The sequence below is a fragment of the Streptococcus sp. NM genome, assembly GCF_003390135.1.
Lineage (GTDB): Bacteria > Bacillota > Bacilli > Lactobacillales > Streptococcaceae > Streptococcus.
In genome coordinates, this window is record NZ_QUOS01000001.1 from 63,327 (window position 1) to 78,444 (window position 15,118).

General features: G+C 40.7%; 15 protein-coding genes and 1 pseudogene. 14 read left to right on the plus strand and 2 right to left on the minus strand.

Annotated features, from left to right (window positions below):
- Positions 1-99: 99 nt before the first annotated feature.
- From DXN33_RS00455 to pnuC, 6 genes and pseudogenes are all read left to right on the plus strand, one after another.
- Positions 100-1,293: an O-antigen ligase gene (locus DXN33_RS00455; RefSeq protein ID WP_115903961.1), complete on the plus strand. Its 1,194-nt coding sequence runs from the start codon at positions 100-102 to the stop codon at positions 1,291-1,293.
- A 144-nt stretch (positions 1,294-1,437) separates the two neighbouring features.
- A complete protein-coding gene (locus tag DXN33_RS00460) occupies positions 1,438-1,881 on the plus strand; it encodes a MarR family winged helix-turn-helix transcriptional regulator (protein WP_049491343.1) in 444 nt (147 codons plus the stop codon).
- A 34-nt stretch (positions 1,882-1,915) separates the two neighbouring features.
- A pseudogene (locus DXN33_RS00465) lies at positions 1,916-2,107 on the plus strand (polyketide cyclase); the annotation flags it as partial.
- 14 nt (positions 2,108-2,121) lie between these two features.
- Positions 2,122-2,850 carry an ABC transporter ATP-binding protein gene (locus tag DXN33_RS00470; protein ID WP_070526692.1) on the plus strand — a complete coding sequence of 243 codons (729 nt, stop codon included), beginning with the start codon at positions 2,122-2,124 and terminating at the stop codon, positions 2,848-2,850.
- Positions 2,843-4,363, plus strand: coding sequence for an ABC transporter permease/substrate-binding protein (locus tag DXN33_RS00475; protein ID WP_049552493.1), 1,521 nt, complete (start codon positions 2,843-2,845; stop codon positions 4,361-4,363). Before DXN33_RS00470 ends, DXN33_RS00475 begins: the two co-directional genes overlap by 8 nt.
- A 330-nt stretch (positions 4,364-4,693) precedes the next feature.
- Positions 4,694-5,500: a nicotinamide riboside transporter PnuC gene (pnuC, locus tag DXN33_RS00480; protein ID WP_181146423.1), complete on the plus strand. Its 807-nt coding sequence runs from the start codon at positions 4,694-4,696 to the stop codon at positions 5,498-5,500.
- A 256-nt stretch (positions 5,501-5,756) separates the two neighbouring features.
- Here pnuC and DXN33_RS00485 read toward each other — a convergent pair whose 3' ends face one another.
- Complete coding sequence (locus DXN33_RS00485) at positions 5,757-6,293, minus strand: TetR/AcrR family transcriptional regulator (protein WP_049552495.1); 537 nt, start codon at positions 6,291-6,293, stop codon at positions 5,757-5,759.
- 132 nt (positions 6,294-6,425) lie between these two features.
- On the opposite strand from DXN33_RS00485, the gene czcD reads away from it, so the two are divergent.
- From czcD to DXN33_RS00500, 3 genes are all read left to right on the plus strand, one after another.
- On the plus strand, positions 6,426-7,316 hold the full coding sequence (czcD, locus tag DXN33_RS00490) for a cation diffusion facilitator family transporter CzcD (protein WP_049552496.1): 891 nt from the start codon (positions 6,426-6,428) through the stop codon (positions 7,314-7,316).
- Between the two features lie 230 nt (positions 7,317-7,546).
- The gene (gene nmlR, locus DXN33_RS00495) at positions 7,547-7,900 is read left to right on the plus strand and encodes a stress response transcriptional regulator NmlR (protein WP_049552497.1); all 354 of its coding nucleotides are present in this window, start codon (positions 7,547-7,549) and stop codon (positions 7,898-7,900) included.
- On the plus strand, positions 7,901-8,938 hold the full coding sequence (locus DXN33_RS00500; RefSeq protein WP_049552498.1) for a zinc-binding dehydrogenase: 1,038 nt from the start codon (positions 7,901-7,903) through the stop codon (positions 8,936-8,938).
- Between the two features lie 67 nt (positions 8,939-9,005).
- Here DXN33_RS00500 and galR read toward each other — a convergent pair whose 3' ends face one another.
- Positions 9,006-10,007: a DNA-binding transcriptional regulator GalR gene (gene galR / locus DXN33_RS00505; protein ID WP_049552499.1), complete on the minus strand. Its 1,002-nt coding sequence runs from the start codon at positions 10,005-10,007 to the stop codon at positions 9,006-9,008.
- A gap of 163 nt (positions 10,008-10,170) precedes the next feature.
- Between galR and DXN33_RS00510 the strand changes: the two genes are divergently transcribed.
- The 5 genes from DXN33_RS00510 (at position 10,171) to DXN33_RS00530 (ending at position 15,115) form a co-directional block, all read left to right on the plus strand.
- On the plus strand, positions 10,171-11,349 hold the full coding sequence (locus DXN33_RS00510; RefSeq protein ID WP_115903966.1) for a galactokinase: 1,179 nt from the start codon (positions 10,171-10,173) through the stop codon (positions 11,347-11,349).
- 18 nt (positions 11,350-11,367) lie between these two features.
- The gene (locus tag DXN33_RS00515) at positions 11,368-12,849 is read left to right on the plus strand and encodes a UDP-glucose--hexose-1-phosphate uridylyltransferase (RefSeq protein WP_115904464.1); all 1,482 of its coding nucleotides are present in this window, start codon (positions 11,368-11,370) and stop codon (positions 12,847-12,849) included.
- 69 nt (positions 12,850-12,918) lie between these two features.
- Positions 12,919-13,323: a PaaI family thioesterase gene (locus DXN33_RS00520; protein ID WP_115903968.1), complete on the plus strand. Its 405-nt coding sequence runs from the start codon at positions 12,919-12,921 to the stop codon at positions 13,321-13,323.
- Between the two features lie 156 nt (positions 13,324-13,479).
- On the plus strand, positions 13,480-14,334 hold the full coding sequence (locus tag DXN33_RS00525; RefSeq protein ID WP_084950217.1) for a DNA adenine methylase: 855 nt from the start codon (positions 13,480-13,482) through the stop codon (positions 14,332-14,334).
- 25 nt (positions 14,335-14,359) lie between these two features.
- On the plus strand, positions 14,360-15,115 hold the full coding sequence (locus DXN33_RS00530; protein WP_181897258.1) for a site-specific DNA-methyltransferase: 756 nt from the start codon (positions 14,360-14,362) through the stop codon (positions 15,113-15,115).
- Positions 15,116-15,118: the final 3 nt, after the last annotated feature.

Sequence of the window (15,118 nt, forward strand, 5' to 3'; positions counted from 1 at the left end):
GGAAGCGATTCCTTTGTTTTCAAATTGCTAAAAAAGTGGTACAATAAAGGGTAGCTTACTATTATCTGAATCAATTGATTTGGAGAGAAAGGATTCATTTTGAAATCAATAGGCTTTATTGAAAAGCTGAAAGGGTTGTCTAGTAAAGAACTGATTTTATTGGGAATTATCCTGAGTATCTTTTTACCCTTTTATCTTTTTGTAGTTGTATTCTGTTTATATATTATCAGTTTGATTTTTACAGGAGATATGAAAAGTATTCTTCAGAAAATGGGGGAGCATCCGATGCTACTTCTTTTTCTTGGCTATAGTACTGTTATATCCACTTTTGCTCAAAATTGGATGGGTCTTGTGGCTTCAGTAGGAATTTTTCTATTTACTGTTTTCTTTTTGCACTATCAGTCGATTTTATCACATAAATTCTTTCGATTGATTTTGCAGCTCGTCTTGTTTGGTAGCGTCTTGTCAGCTGCTTTTGCGAGTTTAGAACATTTCCAAATTGTGAAGAAATTCAACTATGCTTTTCTTTCACCCAATATGCAGGTGTGGCATCAGAATCGTGCAGAAGTGACCTTCTTTAATCCTAATTATTATGGAATTATTTGTTGTTTCTGTATCATGATTGCTTTCTATCTGTTTACAACGACCAAGTTGAATTGGTTGAAAGTATTCTGTGTGATTGCAGGCTTTGGTAATCTCTTCGGTTTGAACTTTACGCAAAATCGAACTGCCTTTCCTGCTATTATCGCTGGAGCCATTATCTATCTCTTTACGACCATTAAAAACTGGAAGGCCTTTTGGCTTAGTATTGGGGTCTTTGCGATTGGCTTGAGTTTCCTTTTTTCCAGTGATTTAGGAGTTCGGATGGGGACTTTAGACTCTTCTATGGAAGAACGGATTTCTATCTGGGATGCTGGGATGGCCTTATTTAAGCAAAATCCTTTTTGGGGTGAGGGGCCATTAACCTATATGCACTCTTATCCTCGGATACATGCTCCTTATCATGAACATGCTCACAGTCTTTATATCGATACGATTCTGAGTTACGGAATTGTGGGGACCATTTTACTAGTTTTGTCTTCTGTGGCTCCTGTTCGCTTGATGATGGATATGAGTCAGGAGTCGGGGAAACGTCCGATTATTGGTCTTTATCTATCTTTTCTTACAGTGGTTGCTGTACACGGAATCTTTGACTTGGCCCTCTTCTGGATTCAGTCAGGTTTCATTTTCTTGCTAGTTATGTGCAGCATTCCATTGGAACGTCGAACTTTGGTATCGGACATGACGGATTAAGTTTATAAGATTGAAATCTTCTACCTTGAGTAGGAGATTTTTTTATTGGGAAAAATTATTTCTAAATCGAAATAGTTGACAGTTAGAATAATGAGTGTTACAATTACTTTATTCGTTTCGATATCGAAATAAATTGGAGGTGTCATGAAAGATAGTCATTTGCTAGCTCATCATATTCGTTTATTGAATGGGCGGATTTTTCAAAGGTTACTGAGCCAAGACCCTGAAGCTCTTTATCGGAGTGAGCAGGGAAAGATTTTAGCGGTTTTATGGAATAGTGAAACTGGCTGTGCAACTGCGACAGATATTGCTTTGGCGACTGGACTTGCTAATAATACGCTGACGACTATGATAAAAAAGCTAGAGGAACAAAATCTTGTAACTATTAGTCCATGTGGAGAAGATAAGCGTAAGAAGTATTTGGTTTTAACAGAGTTGGGGCAGTCTCAGAAAGAAGTGGGGCATCGTGTCAGTCAGAAATTGGATACGATTTTTTACAAAGGATTTTCAGAGGAAGAAATTCGTCAGTTTGAAGCCTTTCAAGAAAGAATTTTGGCTAATCTGAAAGAGGAGGAAAATGAGGTTTAAAATGGAGCAAATTAGCTGTTTATAAGTAAAGACCACTTTTGACTTTGTTTTTAAACTCTTAGGACAAGGAAACTATGTGGTTAGCTATGGTCAGACTCAGATTGGTGGAGTTGCCTATGTCCAGTATGATATCTTCCGTCTAGAAAACGGGAAAATTGTGGAGCATTGGGACAATAAGGAAGTCATGCCTAAGGTAGAAGACTTGACCAATCGAGGGAAGTTTTAAATTGAGGATACAGAATGATTGAATACAAAAATGTAGCTTTACGTTACACAGAAAAAGATGTCTTGAGAGATGTCAATTTACGGATTGAGAATGGGGAATTTATGGTTTTAGTTGGACCTTCTGGATCCGGTAAGACGACCATGATTAAGATGATTAACCGTCTCTTGGAACCGACTGATGGAAATATTTATATGGATGGCAAGCGCATCAAAGACTATGACGAGCGGGAGCTTCGTCTTTCTACTGGTTATGTTTTACAGGCCATTGCTCTCTTTCCCAATCTAACGGTTGCGGAAAATATTGCCCTGATTCCTGAGATGAAGGGCTGGACTAAGGAAGAAATTGCTCAGAAAACAGAAGAGCTTTTGGCCAAGGTTGGTTTACCAGTAGCTGAGTATGGGCATCGTTTGCCTAGCGAATTATCTGGTGGAGAACAGCAACGGGTCGGTATTGTTCGTGCTATGATTGGTCAGCCTAAGATTCTCCTCATGGATGAACCTTTTTCAGCCTTGGATGCTATTTCGAGAAAACAGTTGCAGATTCTGACGAAAGAATTGCATAAAGAATTTGGGATGACAACGATTTTTGTAACCCATGATACGGATGAAGCCTTGAAGTTGGCGGATCGTATTGCTGTTTTGCAGGATGGAGAAATTCGCCAGGTAGCGAATCCCGAGACCATTTTAAAAGCTCCTGCAACAGATTTTGTAGCAGACTTGTTTGGAGGTAGTGTTCATGACTAATTTAATTGCAACTTTTCAGGATCGTTTTAGTGATTGGTTGACAGCTCTATCTCAACATTTGCAGTTGTCACTTTTGACCTTGTTGCTGGCCATCTTTATAGCGATTCCTTTGGCTGTTTATCTCCGCTATCATGAGAAGTTGGCCGACTGGGTCTTGCAGATTGCAGGGATTTTCCAGACTATCCCGTCTCTGGCCTTGTTGGGGCTCTTTATCCCCTTGATGGGAATTGGAACCTTGCCGGCTTTAACAGCGCTAGTGATTTATGCGATTTTCCCGATCTTACAAAATACCATCACTGGGTTGAAGGGAATTGATCCAAGTCTGCAAGAGGCTGGGATTGCCTTTGGGATGACTAGGTGGGAGCGCCTCAAGAAGTTTGAAATTCCACTTGCCATGCCTGTCATTATGTCTGGGATTCGCACGGCGGCCGTTTTGATTATCGGTACGGCCACCTTGGCAGCCTTGATTGGTGCAGGGGGACTAGGTTCCTTTATCCTTTTGGGAATTGACCGTAATAATGCCAGTCTGATTTTGATTGGGGCCCTTTCTTCTGCAGTGCTGGCTATTGCCTTTAACTTCCTGCTAAAAGTGATGGAAAAAGCAAAATTGCGGACGATTTTCTCTGGTTTTGCCTTGGTGACAATATTGCTCGGTCTGTCTTATAGTCCAGCCCTTTTGGCTCAAAAAGAGAAAGAAAACTTGGTTATTGCTGGGAAATTGGGTCCAGAACCAGAAATTTTGGCCAATATGTATAAGTTGCTGATTGAGGAAAATACCAGTATGACTGCGACTATTAAACCGAATTTTGGGAAAACAAGCTTTCTCTATGAAGCTCTGAAAAAAGGCGATATTGACATCTATCCTGAATTTACGGGTACGGTAACTGAAAGTTTGCTTCAACCATCACCAAAAGTGAGTCATGAGCCAGAGCAGGTTTATGATGTAGCGCGTGATGGTATTGCCAAACAGGATCATCTAGCCTATCTCAAACCTATGTCTTATCAAAATACCTACGCTGTAGCTGTTCCGAAAAAGATTGCTCAAGAATATGGTTTGAAGACTATTTCGGACTTGAAAAAAGTGGAAGGACAGTTGAAGGCAGGCTTTACTCTCGAGTTTAATGATCGTGAAGATGGCAATAAGGGCTTGCAATCAATGTATGGTCTCAATCTCAATGTAGCGACCATGGAACCAGCCCTTCGCTATCAGGCGATTCAGTCAGGTGATATTCAAATCACGGATGCCTATTCGACTGATGCGGAGTTGGCGCGTTATGATTTGCAGGTCTTGGAAGATGACAAGCAACTTTTCCCACCTTATCAAGGGGCACCACTCATGAAAGAAGCTCTTCTCAAGAAACATCCTGAGTTGGAAAAAGTTCTCAATAAATTGGCTGGTAAAATTACTGAAAGCCAGATGAGCCAGCTCAACTACCAAGTTGGTGTTGAAGGTAAGTCAGCAGAACAAGTAGCCAAGGAGTTTCTACAAGAACAAGGTTTGTTGAAGAAATAGGTTGAGAAGCTAGACTCAATTTGGTTAAACGACTATATAGAAGAATGCTCAGACAATGTCGTCTGGGCTTTTTTGGTATTAGAGTTACTAAATGTCATTTAAAATGGAAAATAAGAGAAAATTTTCAGGAATTTGCAAATTTAACTGTAAAGACACTTGGCTATTCATAAAATAGGTGTATAATGTGTTGTGAACTACTTAACAAACAAGGATTTTCAGCTCATGTCGACTAAGGCTAGAAATCATGTGTATAGACAGTTCATTATCTAATAGAGCGTTGCGTCCGAAAGTCTATCCAGACACGGCTCTTTAAAAACAAAAGGAGAAATGATGCATACTTATTTGCAAAAGAAAATTGAGAATATCAAAACAACCCTAGGTGAAATGTCTGGTGGTTACCGTCGTATGGTTTCAGCTATGGCTGATTTAGGATTTTCAGGAACGATGAAGGCTATCTGGGATGACCTTTTTGCCCATCGTAGTTTCGCCCAGTGGCTTTATTTGCTGGTTTTAGGAAGTTTTCCTCTCTGGCTGGAATTGATTTATGAACACCGTATTGTTGACTGGATTGGGATGATTTGTAGTCTGACAGGGATTATTTGTGTTATCTTTGTATCGGAAGGTCGGGCAAGTAATTATCTTTTTGGCTTGATTAACTCTGTTATCTACCTTATCTTGGCTTTACAGAAAGGATTTTATGGTGAGGTGCTCACGACCCTTTACTTCACGGTCATGCAGCCAATTGGTCTTCTAGTTTGGATTTATCAGGCACAATTTAAAAAGGAAAAACAGGAGTTTGTCGCGCGTAAGCTGGATGGTAAGGGCTGGACTAAGTATCTTTCCATTAGTGTTCTCTGGTGGTTGGCCTTTGGATTTATTTATCAGTCTATCGGAGCCAATCGTCCCTATCGTGATTCCATCACAGATGCGACCAATGGGGTAGGGCAAATCCTTATGACAGCTGTTTACCGTGAACAATGGATATTCTGGGCAGCTACCAATGTCTTTTCTATCTATCTCTGGTGGGGAGAAAGCCTGCAAATTCAAGGGAAATATCTAATTTATCTCATCAACAGTCTAGTTGGTTGGTATCAGTGGAGTAAGGCTGCTAAGCAGAATACTGATTTACCTAACTAGGAAAAGATGTTTTAAGTTTTGGGATAAAATAGATAGAGTTGATACTAAAGGATTTTATACTAAATGAAAATCAAAGAGCAAACTAGGAAACTAGCAGCAGGCTGTAATTGAGTACGGCAAGGCGATGTTGACGTGATTTGAAGAGATTTTCGAAGAGTATTATATGATGAAAAAGAGTAACTGTGGGTCCCCTTTTATTGTTGAAAAGTAAAAGCTCAGTAGCCTGGGTATAAGGAAACTGAGCTCTACAATGTATTCAATTTTTAGGAATGAGAAGGTCTAGATAAAACTGGACCACTTCTTGTTCTGTGAAGTCTTGCCCTTTTTTGAGCCACCAGGTCAATGTCTCGATAAAGTTGGTTACAACTAAGTGTTGGAGATAAGAATCAGGCAGACTTGGGTGAGCTTTTTTCAAATCATCAGCCAGCATGGGATAGACGTGGTGCTCCAGCTCTCTCTGGAGTTGACGGAGGAAGTAGTCATTTTTGGAGAATAGTAAACTGGTGATATGGTCTTGATTTTTCTGAAAATGCAGAAAGAGGTGGGCGAGGTAATCTTTGGTTGAAATGGCTTGCTCTCTTTCAAAGAGGTGATGGAAGAGGTAGCGACAGAGCTCATCCAGAAGTAGCTCCTTGCTCTCATAGTGACAGTAAAAGGTAGAACGTCCCACATCTGCGAGATCAATGATATCCTGAACAGTAGTAGCCTCGTAGCCCTTAGCATTCAAAAGTTGTAGAAAGGCTTGATAGATGGCTTTTTTTGTTTTACTGATACGGCGGTCAATCTTAGTCATATGGACATTTGAGGCAAATTGTTCAGAACTGAATAAAGCTGACTTTTTGCTTCTATCCTTTCTTTGAGTTTTAGTGGATAATGATAATGAACAAGATGTTCATGAATCTATTATAACAAAGGAATGAGAAATATGAAGGCAAAATATGCTGTTTGGGTGGCTTTTTTCTTAAATTTGACTTATGCCATTGTCGAGTTTATTGCAGGTGGAGTATTTGGTTCGAGCGCTGTTCTTGCTGACTCTGTGCATGACTTGGGGGATGCGATTGCAATTGGAATATCAGCTTTTCTAGAAACCATCTCTAATCGTGAAGAAGATAATCAGTACACCTTGGGCTATAAGCGGTTTAGTCTGCTAGGAGCCTTGGTAACAGCTGTGATTCTCGTAACAGGATCTGTTCTAGTCATTTTGGAAAATGTCACGAAGATCTTTCATCCACAACCAGTCAATGACGAGGGGATTCTCTGGTTAGGAATGATTGCGATTACTATCAATGTGTTAGCGAGTCTAGTGGTTGGTAAGGGAAAGACAAAGAATGAGTCTATTCTAAGTCTGCATTTTCTGGAAGATACCCTAGGGTGGCTGGCTGTGATTCTGATGGCGATTGTTCTTCGATTCACGGACTGGTATATCCTAGATCCACTTTTGTCCCTTGTCATTTCTTTCTTTATTCTTTCAAAAGCTCTTCCACGTTTTTGGTCTACGCTCAAGATTTTCTTGGATGCTGTGCCAGAAGGTCTTGATATCAAGCAAGTGAAGAGTGGCTTAGAGCAATTGGATAATGTGGCCAGTCTTAATCAGCTTAATCTCTGGACTATGGATGGTTTGGAAAAAAATGCCATTGTCCATGTTTGTATGAAAGAAATGGGGAATATGGAAGCTTGTAAAGAATCTATTCGAATTTTCCTCAAAGATTGTGGTTTCCAAAATATTACCATTGAGGTGGATGCAGACTTAGAAACCCACCGAGAACATAAGCGTCAGGTGTGTGACTTGGAGCGGAATCATGAGCATCATCATTAGAAAAAGTGAAAAATGATTGGGTACTATCGTATTTGGAATAGAGTATTAAATATTTTAAAAGATTGGTAAGTTAAGAGCATTGTATAAACTCCATATATATGATTGCTAATGATAAAAGATTTTTCGATTAGGTGCAAAATACTTGACTTGGAGTCAACTCAAAGTTATATAATAAGATAAGTGAGTTAGAACAGCTTAAACTCAGTGAATGAATGAGAGGAGGTTAGTGTATGAATATTAAATCTGCCAGTGACTTGTTGGGAATTTCAGCGGATACGATTCGGTATTATGAACGGGTTGGTCTTGTGCCACCGATTACTCGTACCGCGACAGGGATTCGTGATTTTCAAGATCAGGATATTGAAGCGTTGGAATTTATTAAGTGTTTCCGTTCGGCAGGTGTCTCTGTAGACAGTTTAGTTGACTATATGTCGCTCTACCAAAAGGGGGATGAAACGAGAGAAGCAAGGCTTGGTATTTTAGAAGACGAAAAGAAAAAATTAGAGGAGCGCTTGTCTCAGTTACAGACGGCTTTAAATCGCTTAAATCTCAAAATTAAACTTTACAAGGAAGGAAAATTTTAAATGAAATCAGTAGTATATACAAAGGCGCGTCAGGTTGGACTTGCTACAATTGAACGTCCGCAAATAATAGAAGCGGATGATGTGATTATTCGTGTAGTTCGCGCGTGCGTTTGTGGTTCAGATTTATGGAGGTACCGTAATCCAGAAACGAAAGCTGGACACAAAAATAGTGGACACGAAGCGATTGGGATTGTCGAAGAAACTGGGGAAGCCATTACGACGGTGAAACCAGGTGATTTTGTCATTGTCCCTTTTACCCATGGATGTGGTGAGTGTGATGCCTGTCTTGCTGGCTTTGACGGTTCTTGCGACAATCATGTTGGTAATAACTTGGGAGGCGATTTTCAGGCGGAATATATTCGTTTTCACTATGCAAACTGGGCGCTGGTTAAAATCCCTGGACAACCTTCTGACTACACAGAAGGTATGCTAAAGTCCCTCTTGACTCTTGCTGATGTCATGCCTACAGGCTATCATGCGGCGCGTGTTGCAAATGTTCAAAAAGGGGATAAGGTTGTGGTCATTGGCGATGGGGCTGTTGGTCAATGTGCTGTCATTGCGGCGAAGATGCGTGGTGCATCGCAAATTATCCTTATGAGCCGTCATGAAGATCGCCAAAAGATGGCTCTGGAGTCGGGTGCGACAGCTGTTGTATCTGAGCGAGGTCAAGAAGGTATTGCCAAGGTGCGTAAAATTCTCGGTGGCGGAGCAGACGCAGCACTTGAATGTGTTGGTACGGAGGCTGCTGTAGAACAGGCGCTAGGTGTTCTTCATAATGGAGGTCGTTTGGGCTTTGTTGGTGTACCGCACTATAATAATCGTTCTCTTGGTTCGACATTTATGCAAAATATCTCTGTAGCAGGTGGGGCAGCTTCTGCGACAACATACGATAAGCAATTTTTACTAAAAGCCGTCCTTGATGGTGATATCAATCCAGGTCGTGTCTTTACTTCAAGTTATAAACTGGAAGATATTAATCAAGCCTATAAAGATATGGATGAACGCAAGACCATTAAGTCTATGATTGTGATGGACTAACAAAGAAAATCCTAATGGAGATTTGAGCCTCTCTATTAGGATTTTTTATCATGTTTAATTTGTTGATTTATGGCAGAGTACTCTCTCTTAGAGTCAGTCTGGTTCCCAGCATAGTCAAGCTAGGTATTTTCCGACCGTGGAGTACTTCCTTATTAAGAATATCCATACCTGCTCTGCCCATTTCTTCGGTATAGACGGTGATGCTGGAGAGGGGAGGATAGACTTGCTTGGTCAGGCTGGTATCGTTAAAGGAAATAAGACTGACGCGACCTGGCAGGCTGATTCCAGCTTCTTGGAGGGCACGGAGGGCACCGATAGCTAAACTATCGCTGGCTGCGAAAAATGCTGGCGGGAGTTGGTCTCCTAAGTTCTGAATGGCCTCCTTCATTAAGTCATAGCCAGACTGGGCGGTAAAGCTTCCTTGAAAGACCAGTTCATCATGATAGATTCCTTTTGTTTGACTGTAGTTTCTAAAATTTTCCAGTCGCTTATCCTCAATGATTTCTTTTTGGTCGGTTGTTTCTTCAAGGCCTGTTAGAATCCCGATGCGGTCCATCCCTTGGCTGAGAAAATAATCGACAACCTGTTTCATGGCAGTGTAAAAGTCTGTGATAATGCAGGTATGTCCCAGTGAGAGGGTATCGCTGTCTAGAAAGACAAGATGCTTTTGGTATTCTTCAAAGGCAGAAATCTGAGCTCGACTAAACTTTCCGATGCAGAGAATCCCAATCACTTCCTCGCTTAGTGTAAAAGGATGGTCATTAAAATAGCGCAAGATATCATAGTCTAACTCTTGGGCTCTTTTTTCTATGCCTAGGCGAATCTGGTAGTAGTAGAGGTCGTCCAGCTCCCCTTGTTCGCTGACCCATTGGATAATGGCAATCTTTTGCTTGGGTTTGTGGGACTCGCCTGTCTTGAGGTGCTTGGTGTAGCCTAGCTCTTCAGCAACGGTTAAAATACGGTGTCTGGTTTCTTCTGTAACAGATAGGCTCTGGTCGCGGTTGAGAACACGGGATACGGTCGCGATAGAGACAGAAGCTAGTTGTGCAATGTCTTTTAAGGTAGCCATAAATCCTCCTTGATTAGATTAGTATATCATATTTTTCTGTATTTTACTGATAGTTTAGTAAAAATTTAGTAAAAGGGATTGACCTTGGGAAATCCCTTGGATACAATAGAAGAAAACGATTACACGTTAAGGTGACTTAACGGACAGTCAAAGGAGAATTCATATGACACAACATCTTACTGCTGAAGCTCTTCGTAAAGACTTTCTTGCCGTTTTCGGTCAAGAAGCGGATCAAACCTTCTTTTCACCAGGCCGTATCAATTTGATTGGTGAACACACGGACTATAATGGTGGACATGTATTTCCAGCAGCCATTTCCTTAGGAACATATGGGGCAGCTCGCAAGCGTGAAGACCAAGTTTTGCGTTTCTACTCAGCTAACTTTGAGGACAAGGGCATTATCGAAGTGCCTCTAGCTAACCTCAAGTTTGAAAAAGAGCACAACTGGACCAATTATCCAAAAGGAGTTCTTCATTTCTTGCAAGAAGCTGGACATGTGATTGACAAAGGTTTTGATTTTTATGTTTATGGGAATATCCCAAATGGTGCTGGCTTGTCTTCTTCAGCATCCTTGGAACTTTTGACAGGGGTAGTGGCAGAGCATCTCTTTGATTTAAAATTAGAGCGTCTCGATTTGGTTAAAATCGGAAAACAAACAGAAAATAACTTTATCGGAGTAAATTCTGGCATTATGGACCAGTTTGCTATCGGTATGGGGGCTGATCAACGTGTTATTTACTTAGATACTAACACTTTAGAGTATGACTTGGTGCCACTTGATTTGAAGGATAATGTCGTTGTTATTATGAATACCAATAAACGCCGTGAATTGGCGGACTCTAAATACAATGAACGCCGTGCTGAATGTGAAAAAGCAGTGGAAGAATTGCAAGCAGCCTTAGATATTCAGACCTTGGGTGAATTGGATGAGTGGGCCTTTGACCAATATAGCTATCTGATTAAAGATGAAAATCGTTTGAAACGTGCTCGCCATGCTGTGCTTGAAAACCAACGTACCCTCAAAGCGCAAGCAGCCCTTCAAGCAGGTGATTTGGAAACATTTGGTCGCTTGATGAATGCGTCACACGTTTCTCTAGAACATGACTATGAAGTGACTGGTTTGGAATTGGATACCCTCGTTCATACAGCTTGGGCACAAGAAGGAGTTCTCGGTGCTCGCATGACAGGGGCAGGTTTTGGTGGATGTGCCATTGCCTTGGTGCAAAAAGACACTGTTGAGGCCTTTAAGGAAGCTGTAGGCAAACACTACGAGGAAGTAGTTGGCTACGCTCCAAGCTTCTATATCGCTGAAGTTGCAGGTGGCACTCGCGTCCTTGATTAGCCCAAAGGAGGCTTTATGGTGACCTTAGTAGATAAATTTGTAACACACGTTATTGCTGAAAGTTCATTTGAGGAAATGGATCGAATCTACCTGACCAATCGTGTCTTGGCACGAGTGGGAGATGGTGTTTTGGAAGTTGAGACTGGTCTAGATAAATTGATTGACCTCAAAGACCAGTTGGTTGAGGAAGCCGTTCGATTAGAGACGATTGAGGATAGTCAGACTGCGCGTGAGATTCTCGGTGCTGAACTGATGAACTTGGTGACCCCTTGTCCGAGTCAGGTCAATCGTGACTTCTGGGCAACCTATGCCCAATCTCCTGAGCAAGCGATAGCGAATTTCTACCAACTCAGTCAGAAGAATGACTACATCAAACTCAAGGCTATTGCTAAAAATATCGCTTATCGTGTTCAATCTGATTACGGAGAGCTTGAAATTACCATCAACCTCTCTAAGCCTGAGAAGGATCCGAAAGAGATTGCGGCAGCCAAGTTGGTGCAAGCTAGTAATTATCCTCAGTGTCAGCTTTGTCTAGAGAATGAGGGCTACCTTGGTCGAGTTAACCACCCAGCTCGCAGCAACCACCGTATTATACGTTTTGAAATGGCTGGTCAGGAGTGGGGATTCCAGTATTCGCCCTATGCTTACTTTAATGAGCACTGTATCTTTTTAGATGGCCAGCATCGTCCCATGGTCATTAGTCGTCAGAGTTTTGAGCGTTTGTTGGCTATCGTAGAGCAGTTTCCAGGATATTTTGCTGGCTCTAATGCCGACTTGCCGATTGTGGGAGGCTCTATTCTAACTCATGATCACTATCAGGGAGGCCGTCATGTCTTTCCTATGGAATTGGCTCCCTTGCAAAAGACCTTCCGATTTGCTGGTTTTGAGCAGGTCAAGGCTGGAATTGTCAAGTGGCCTATGTCAGTGCTACGTTTGACTTCGGCTTCCAAAGAAGATTTAATCAACTTAGCTGACAAGATTTTGCAGGAATGGCGCCAGTATTCAGATACTAGTGTGCAGATTTTGGCAGAGACTGATGGGACACCGCATCACACCATCACACCTATAGCGCGCAAACGTGATGGCCAGTTTGAGTTGGACTTGGTCTTGCGGGACAATCAGACTTCTGCAGAACATCCTGATGGCATTTATCATCCTCACAAGGATGTCCAACATATCAAGAAGGAAAATATCGGCTTGATTGAGGTCATGGGCTTGGCAATCTTGCCACCACGTCTGAAAGAAGAAGTGGAGCAAGTCGCCAGCTATCTCGTGGGAAATGGGGATACAGTTGCCGACTATCATCAGAAATGGGCAGAGCAGCTTAAAGTCCAACATCCAGACCTAGCGGATAAAGAAAAAGCCCTTGAAATCGTCAAGGACTCTGTGGGTATTATCTTTGCGCGTGTTCTGGAGGATGCTGGAGTTTACAAGCAGACGGAACAAGGACAGACAGCCTTTATGCGCTTTGTGGAACAGGTCGGAATTTTGCCAGACTAGGAGCTTTCTCCTTGCACAGTCCTATAAAAAGTAGTATCATAGTGTCGTTTGAAATATCAGGAGGAAACGATGAAAGACTTTCATTTTGACGCTATATCTGCCTTTGAAAATTACGAAATAGAACAAATGAGAGATGGTCACGTTGTGGTGACGACCAAAGTAGTGGACTCGTCGCTCAACTACTATGGCAATGCCCATGGTGGCTATCTCTTCACCCTTTGTGAGCAAATCAGTGGTTTGGTGGTTATCTCGCTGGGGCTTGATGGGGTGACACTTCAATCCTCTATCAACTACCTCAAGGCAGGAAAACTTGACGACGTGTTGACCATTAAAGGAGAATGCGTCCATCAAGGTCGCACAACCTGTGTAGTGGATGTCGATATCACCAATCAAGAAGGCAGAAATGTCTGCAAGGCAACCTTTACCATGTTTGTCACAGGCCAACGGTCAGAAGATAGACAGGTAAGGATATAAAGAGTAATTTAATAGAGTGAGGTGAATTTTGGAATTTATAAAATTTGCCTTACTCATTTTTTGATATTGATATGATTTAATTCTAAAATAGAAAATTTAGTAATGTGGTAGAAAATACAAGAGTTGTGTTTTAATTTCTATGGTATAATTAAAAGCATGAAGATAAAAGAAATAAAGGAAGTTACTTTACAACCGTTCACGAAATGGACAGGTGGTAAAAGACAATTATTGCCTGTTATTAGAGAATTAATTCCTAAAACCTATAACAGGTATTTCGAACCTTTTGTTGGAGGTGGAGCTTTATTTTTTGATTTAGCTCCTAAAGATGCAGTTATTAATGATTTTAACGCTGAACTAATAAATTGCTATCAACAAATTAAGGACAATCCTCAAGAATTGATTGAAATTTTGAAAGTTCATCAGGAATATAATTCAAAAGAATATTATTTAGATTTACGTTCTGCTGATCGTGATGAAAGAATAGATATGATGTCCGAAGTACAAAGAGCTGCACGTATTCTCTATATGTTGAGAGTGGACTTTAATGGTCTATATCGTGTGAATTCTAAGAACCAATTTAATGTTCCATATGGACGTTATAAGAATCCTAAAATTGTTGATGAGGAATTGATATTTGCTATTTCAGTATACCTAAATAACAATCAACTAGAAATTAAAACGGGAGATTTTGAAAAGGCTGTTTTAGATGTTCAGCCAGGGGATTTTGTGTATTTTGATCCTCCATATATTCCATTGTCTGAGACGAGTGCCTTTACTTCCTACACTCATGAGGGGTTTTCTTATGATGATCAAGTAAGATTAAGAGATACCTTTAAAAAATTGAGTGATGCAGGGGCTTATGTTATGTTGTCAAACTCCTCTAGTTTTTTGGTAGAGGAGTTGTATCGAGATTTTAATATCCATTATGTTGAAGCTACCCGAACTAATGGAGCAAAATCTTCGAGTCGAGGAAAAATTTCTGAAATTATAGTCACAAATTATGAAAAATAACGAATATAAGTATGGAGGTGTTTTAATGACAAAACCATACTATAATAAAGATAAAATGATTCTTGTTCATGCAGATACGTTTAAGTTATTATCGAAAATGAAACCAGAAAGCATGGACATGATCTTTGCTGATCCTCCATATTTTTTGAGTAACGGTGGTATATCAAATTCTGGGGGACAGGTTGTATCTGTAGATAAAGGTGACTGGGATAAGATTTCTTCCTTTGAGGAAAAGCACGAATTCAATCGTAAATGGATTCGTTTAGCAAAAGAAGTTTTGAAGCCTAATGGGACTATTTGGATTTCGGGGAGTTTACATAATATTTACTCAGTTGGAATGGCATTAGAGCAAGAAGGTTTTAAAATTCTAAATAATATTACTTGGCAGAAAACAAACCCTGCACCTAATTTATCCTGTCGTTATTTTACTCATTCTACTGAAACTATTTTATGGGCAAGAAAAAATGATAAAAAAGCTCGTCATTATTACAATTACGATTTGATGAAAGAGCTAAATGATGGTAAGCAAATGAAAGATGTTTGGACAGGTGCTTTGACGAAAAAAGCTGAGAAATGGGCTGGCAAGCATCCAACACAAAAACCAGAATATTTATTGGAACGTATAATTTTGGCCTCTACTAAAGAGGGTGACTATATTCTAGATCCATTTGTTGGTAGTGGCACTACGGGTGTTGTTGCGAAGCGATTAGGTAGAAGATTTATAGGTATCGATGCTGAAAAAGAATATTTAAAAATTGCAAAGAAGAGGTTGGAGATATAGAAA

Excerpts from the sequence above, each read along its gene's own strand:
- DXN33_RS00485 (WP_049552495.1), bottom strand. The coding sequence starts at position 6,293 with ATGACTAAGATTGACCGCCGTATCAGTAAAACAAAAAAAGCCATCTAT.
- czcD (WP_049552496.1), top strand. The coding sequence starts at position 6,426 with ATGAAGGCAAAATATGCTGTTTGGGTGGCTTTTTTCTTAAATTTGACT.
- DXN33_RS00500 (WP_049552498.1), top strand. The coding sequence starts at position 7,901 with ATGAAATCAGTAGTATATACAAAGGCGCGTCAGGTTGGACTTGCTACA.
- DXN33_RS00460 (WP_049491343.1), top strand. The coding sequence starts at position 1,438 with ATGAAAGATAGTCATTTGCTAGCTCATCATATTCGTTTATTGAATGGG.
- DXN33_RS00475 (WP_049552493.1), top strand. The coding sequence starts at position 2,843 with ATGACTAATTTAATTGCAACTTTTCAGGATCGTTTTAGTGATTGGTTG.
- DXN33_RS00525 (WP_084950217.1), top strand. The coding sequence starts at position 13,480 with ATGAAGATAAAAGAAATAAAGGAAGTTACTTTACAACCGTTCACGAAA.
- nmlR (WP_049552497.1), top strand. The coding sequence starts at position 7,547 with ATGAATATTAAATCTGCCAGTGACTTGTTGGGAATTTCAGCGGATACG.
- pnuC (WP_181146423.1), top strand. The coding sequence starts at position 4,694 with ATGCATACTTATTTGCAAAAGAAAATTGAGAATATCAAAACAACCCTA.
- DXN33_RS00520 (WP_115903968.1), top strand. The coding sequence starts at position 12,919 with ATGAAAGACTTTCATTTTGACGCTATATCTGCCTTTGAAAATTACGAA.
- galR (WP_049552499.1), bottom strand. The coding sequence starts at position 10,007 with ATGGCTACCTTAAAAGACATTGCACAACTAGCTTCTGTCTCTATCGCG.
- DXN33_RS00470 (WP_070526692.1), top strand. The coding sequence starts at position 2,122 with ATGATTGAATACAAAAATGTAGCTTTACGTTACACAGAAAAAGATGTC.
- DXN33_RS00510 (WP_115903966.1), top strand. The coding sequence starts at position 10,171 with ATGACACAACATCTTACTGCTGAAGCTCTTCGTAAAGACTTTCTTGCC.
- DXN33_RS00530 (WP_181897258.1), top strand. The coding sequence starts at position 14,360 with ATGACAAAACCATACTATAATAAAGATAAAATGATTCTTGTTCATGCA.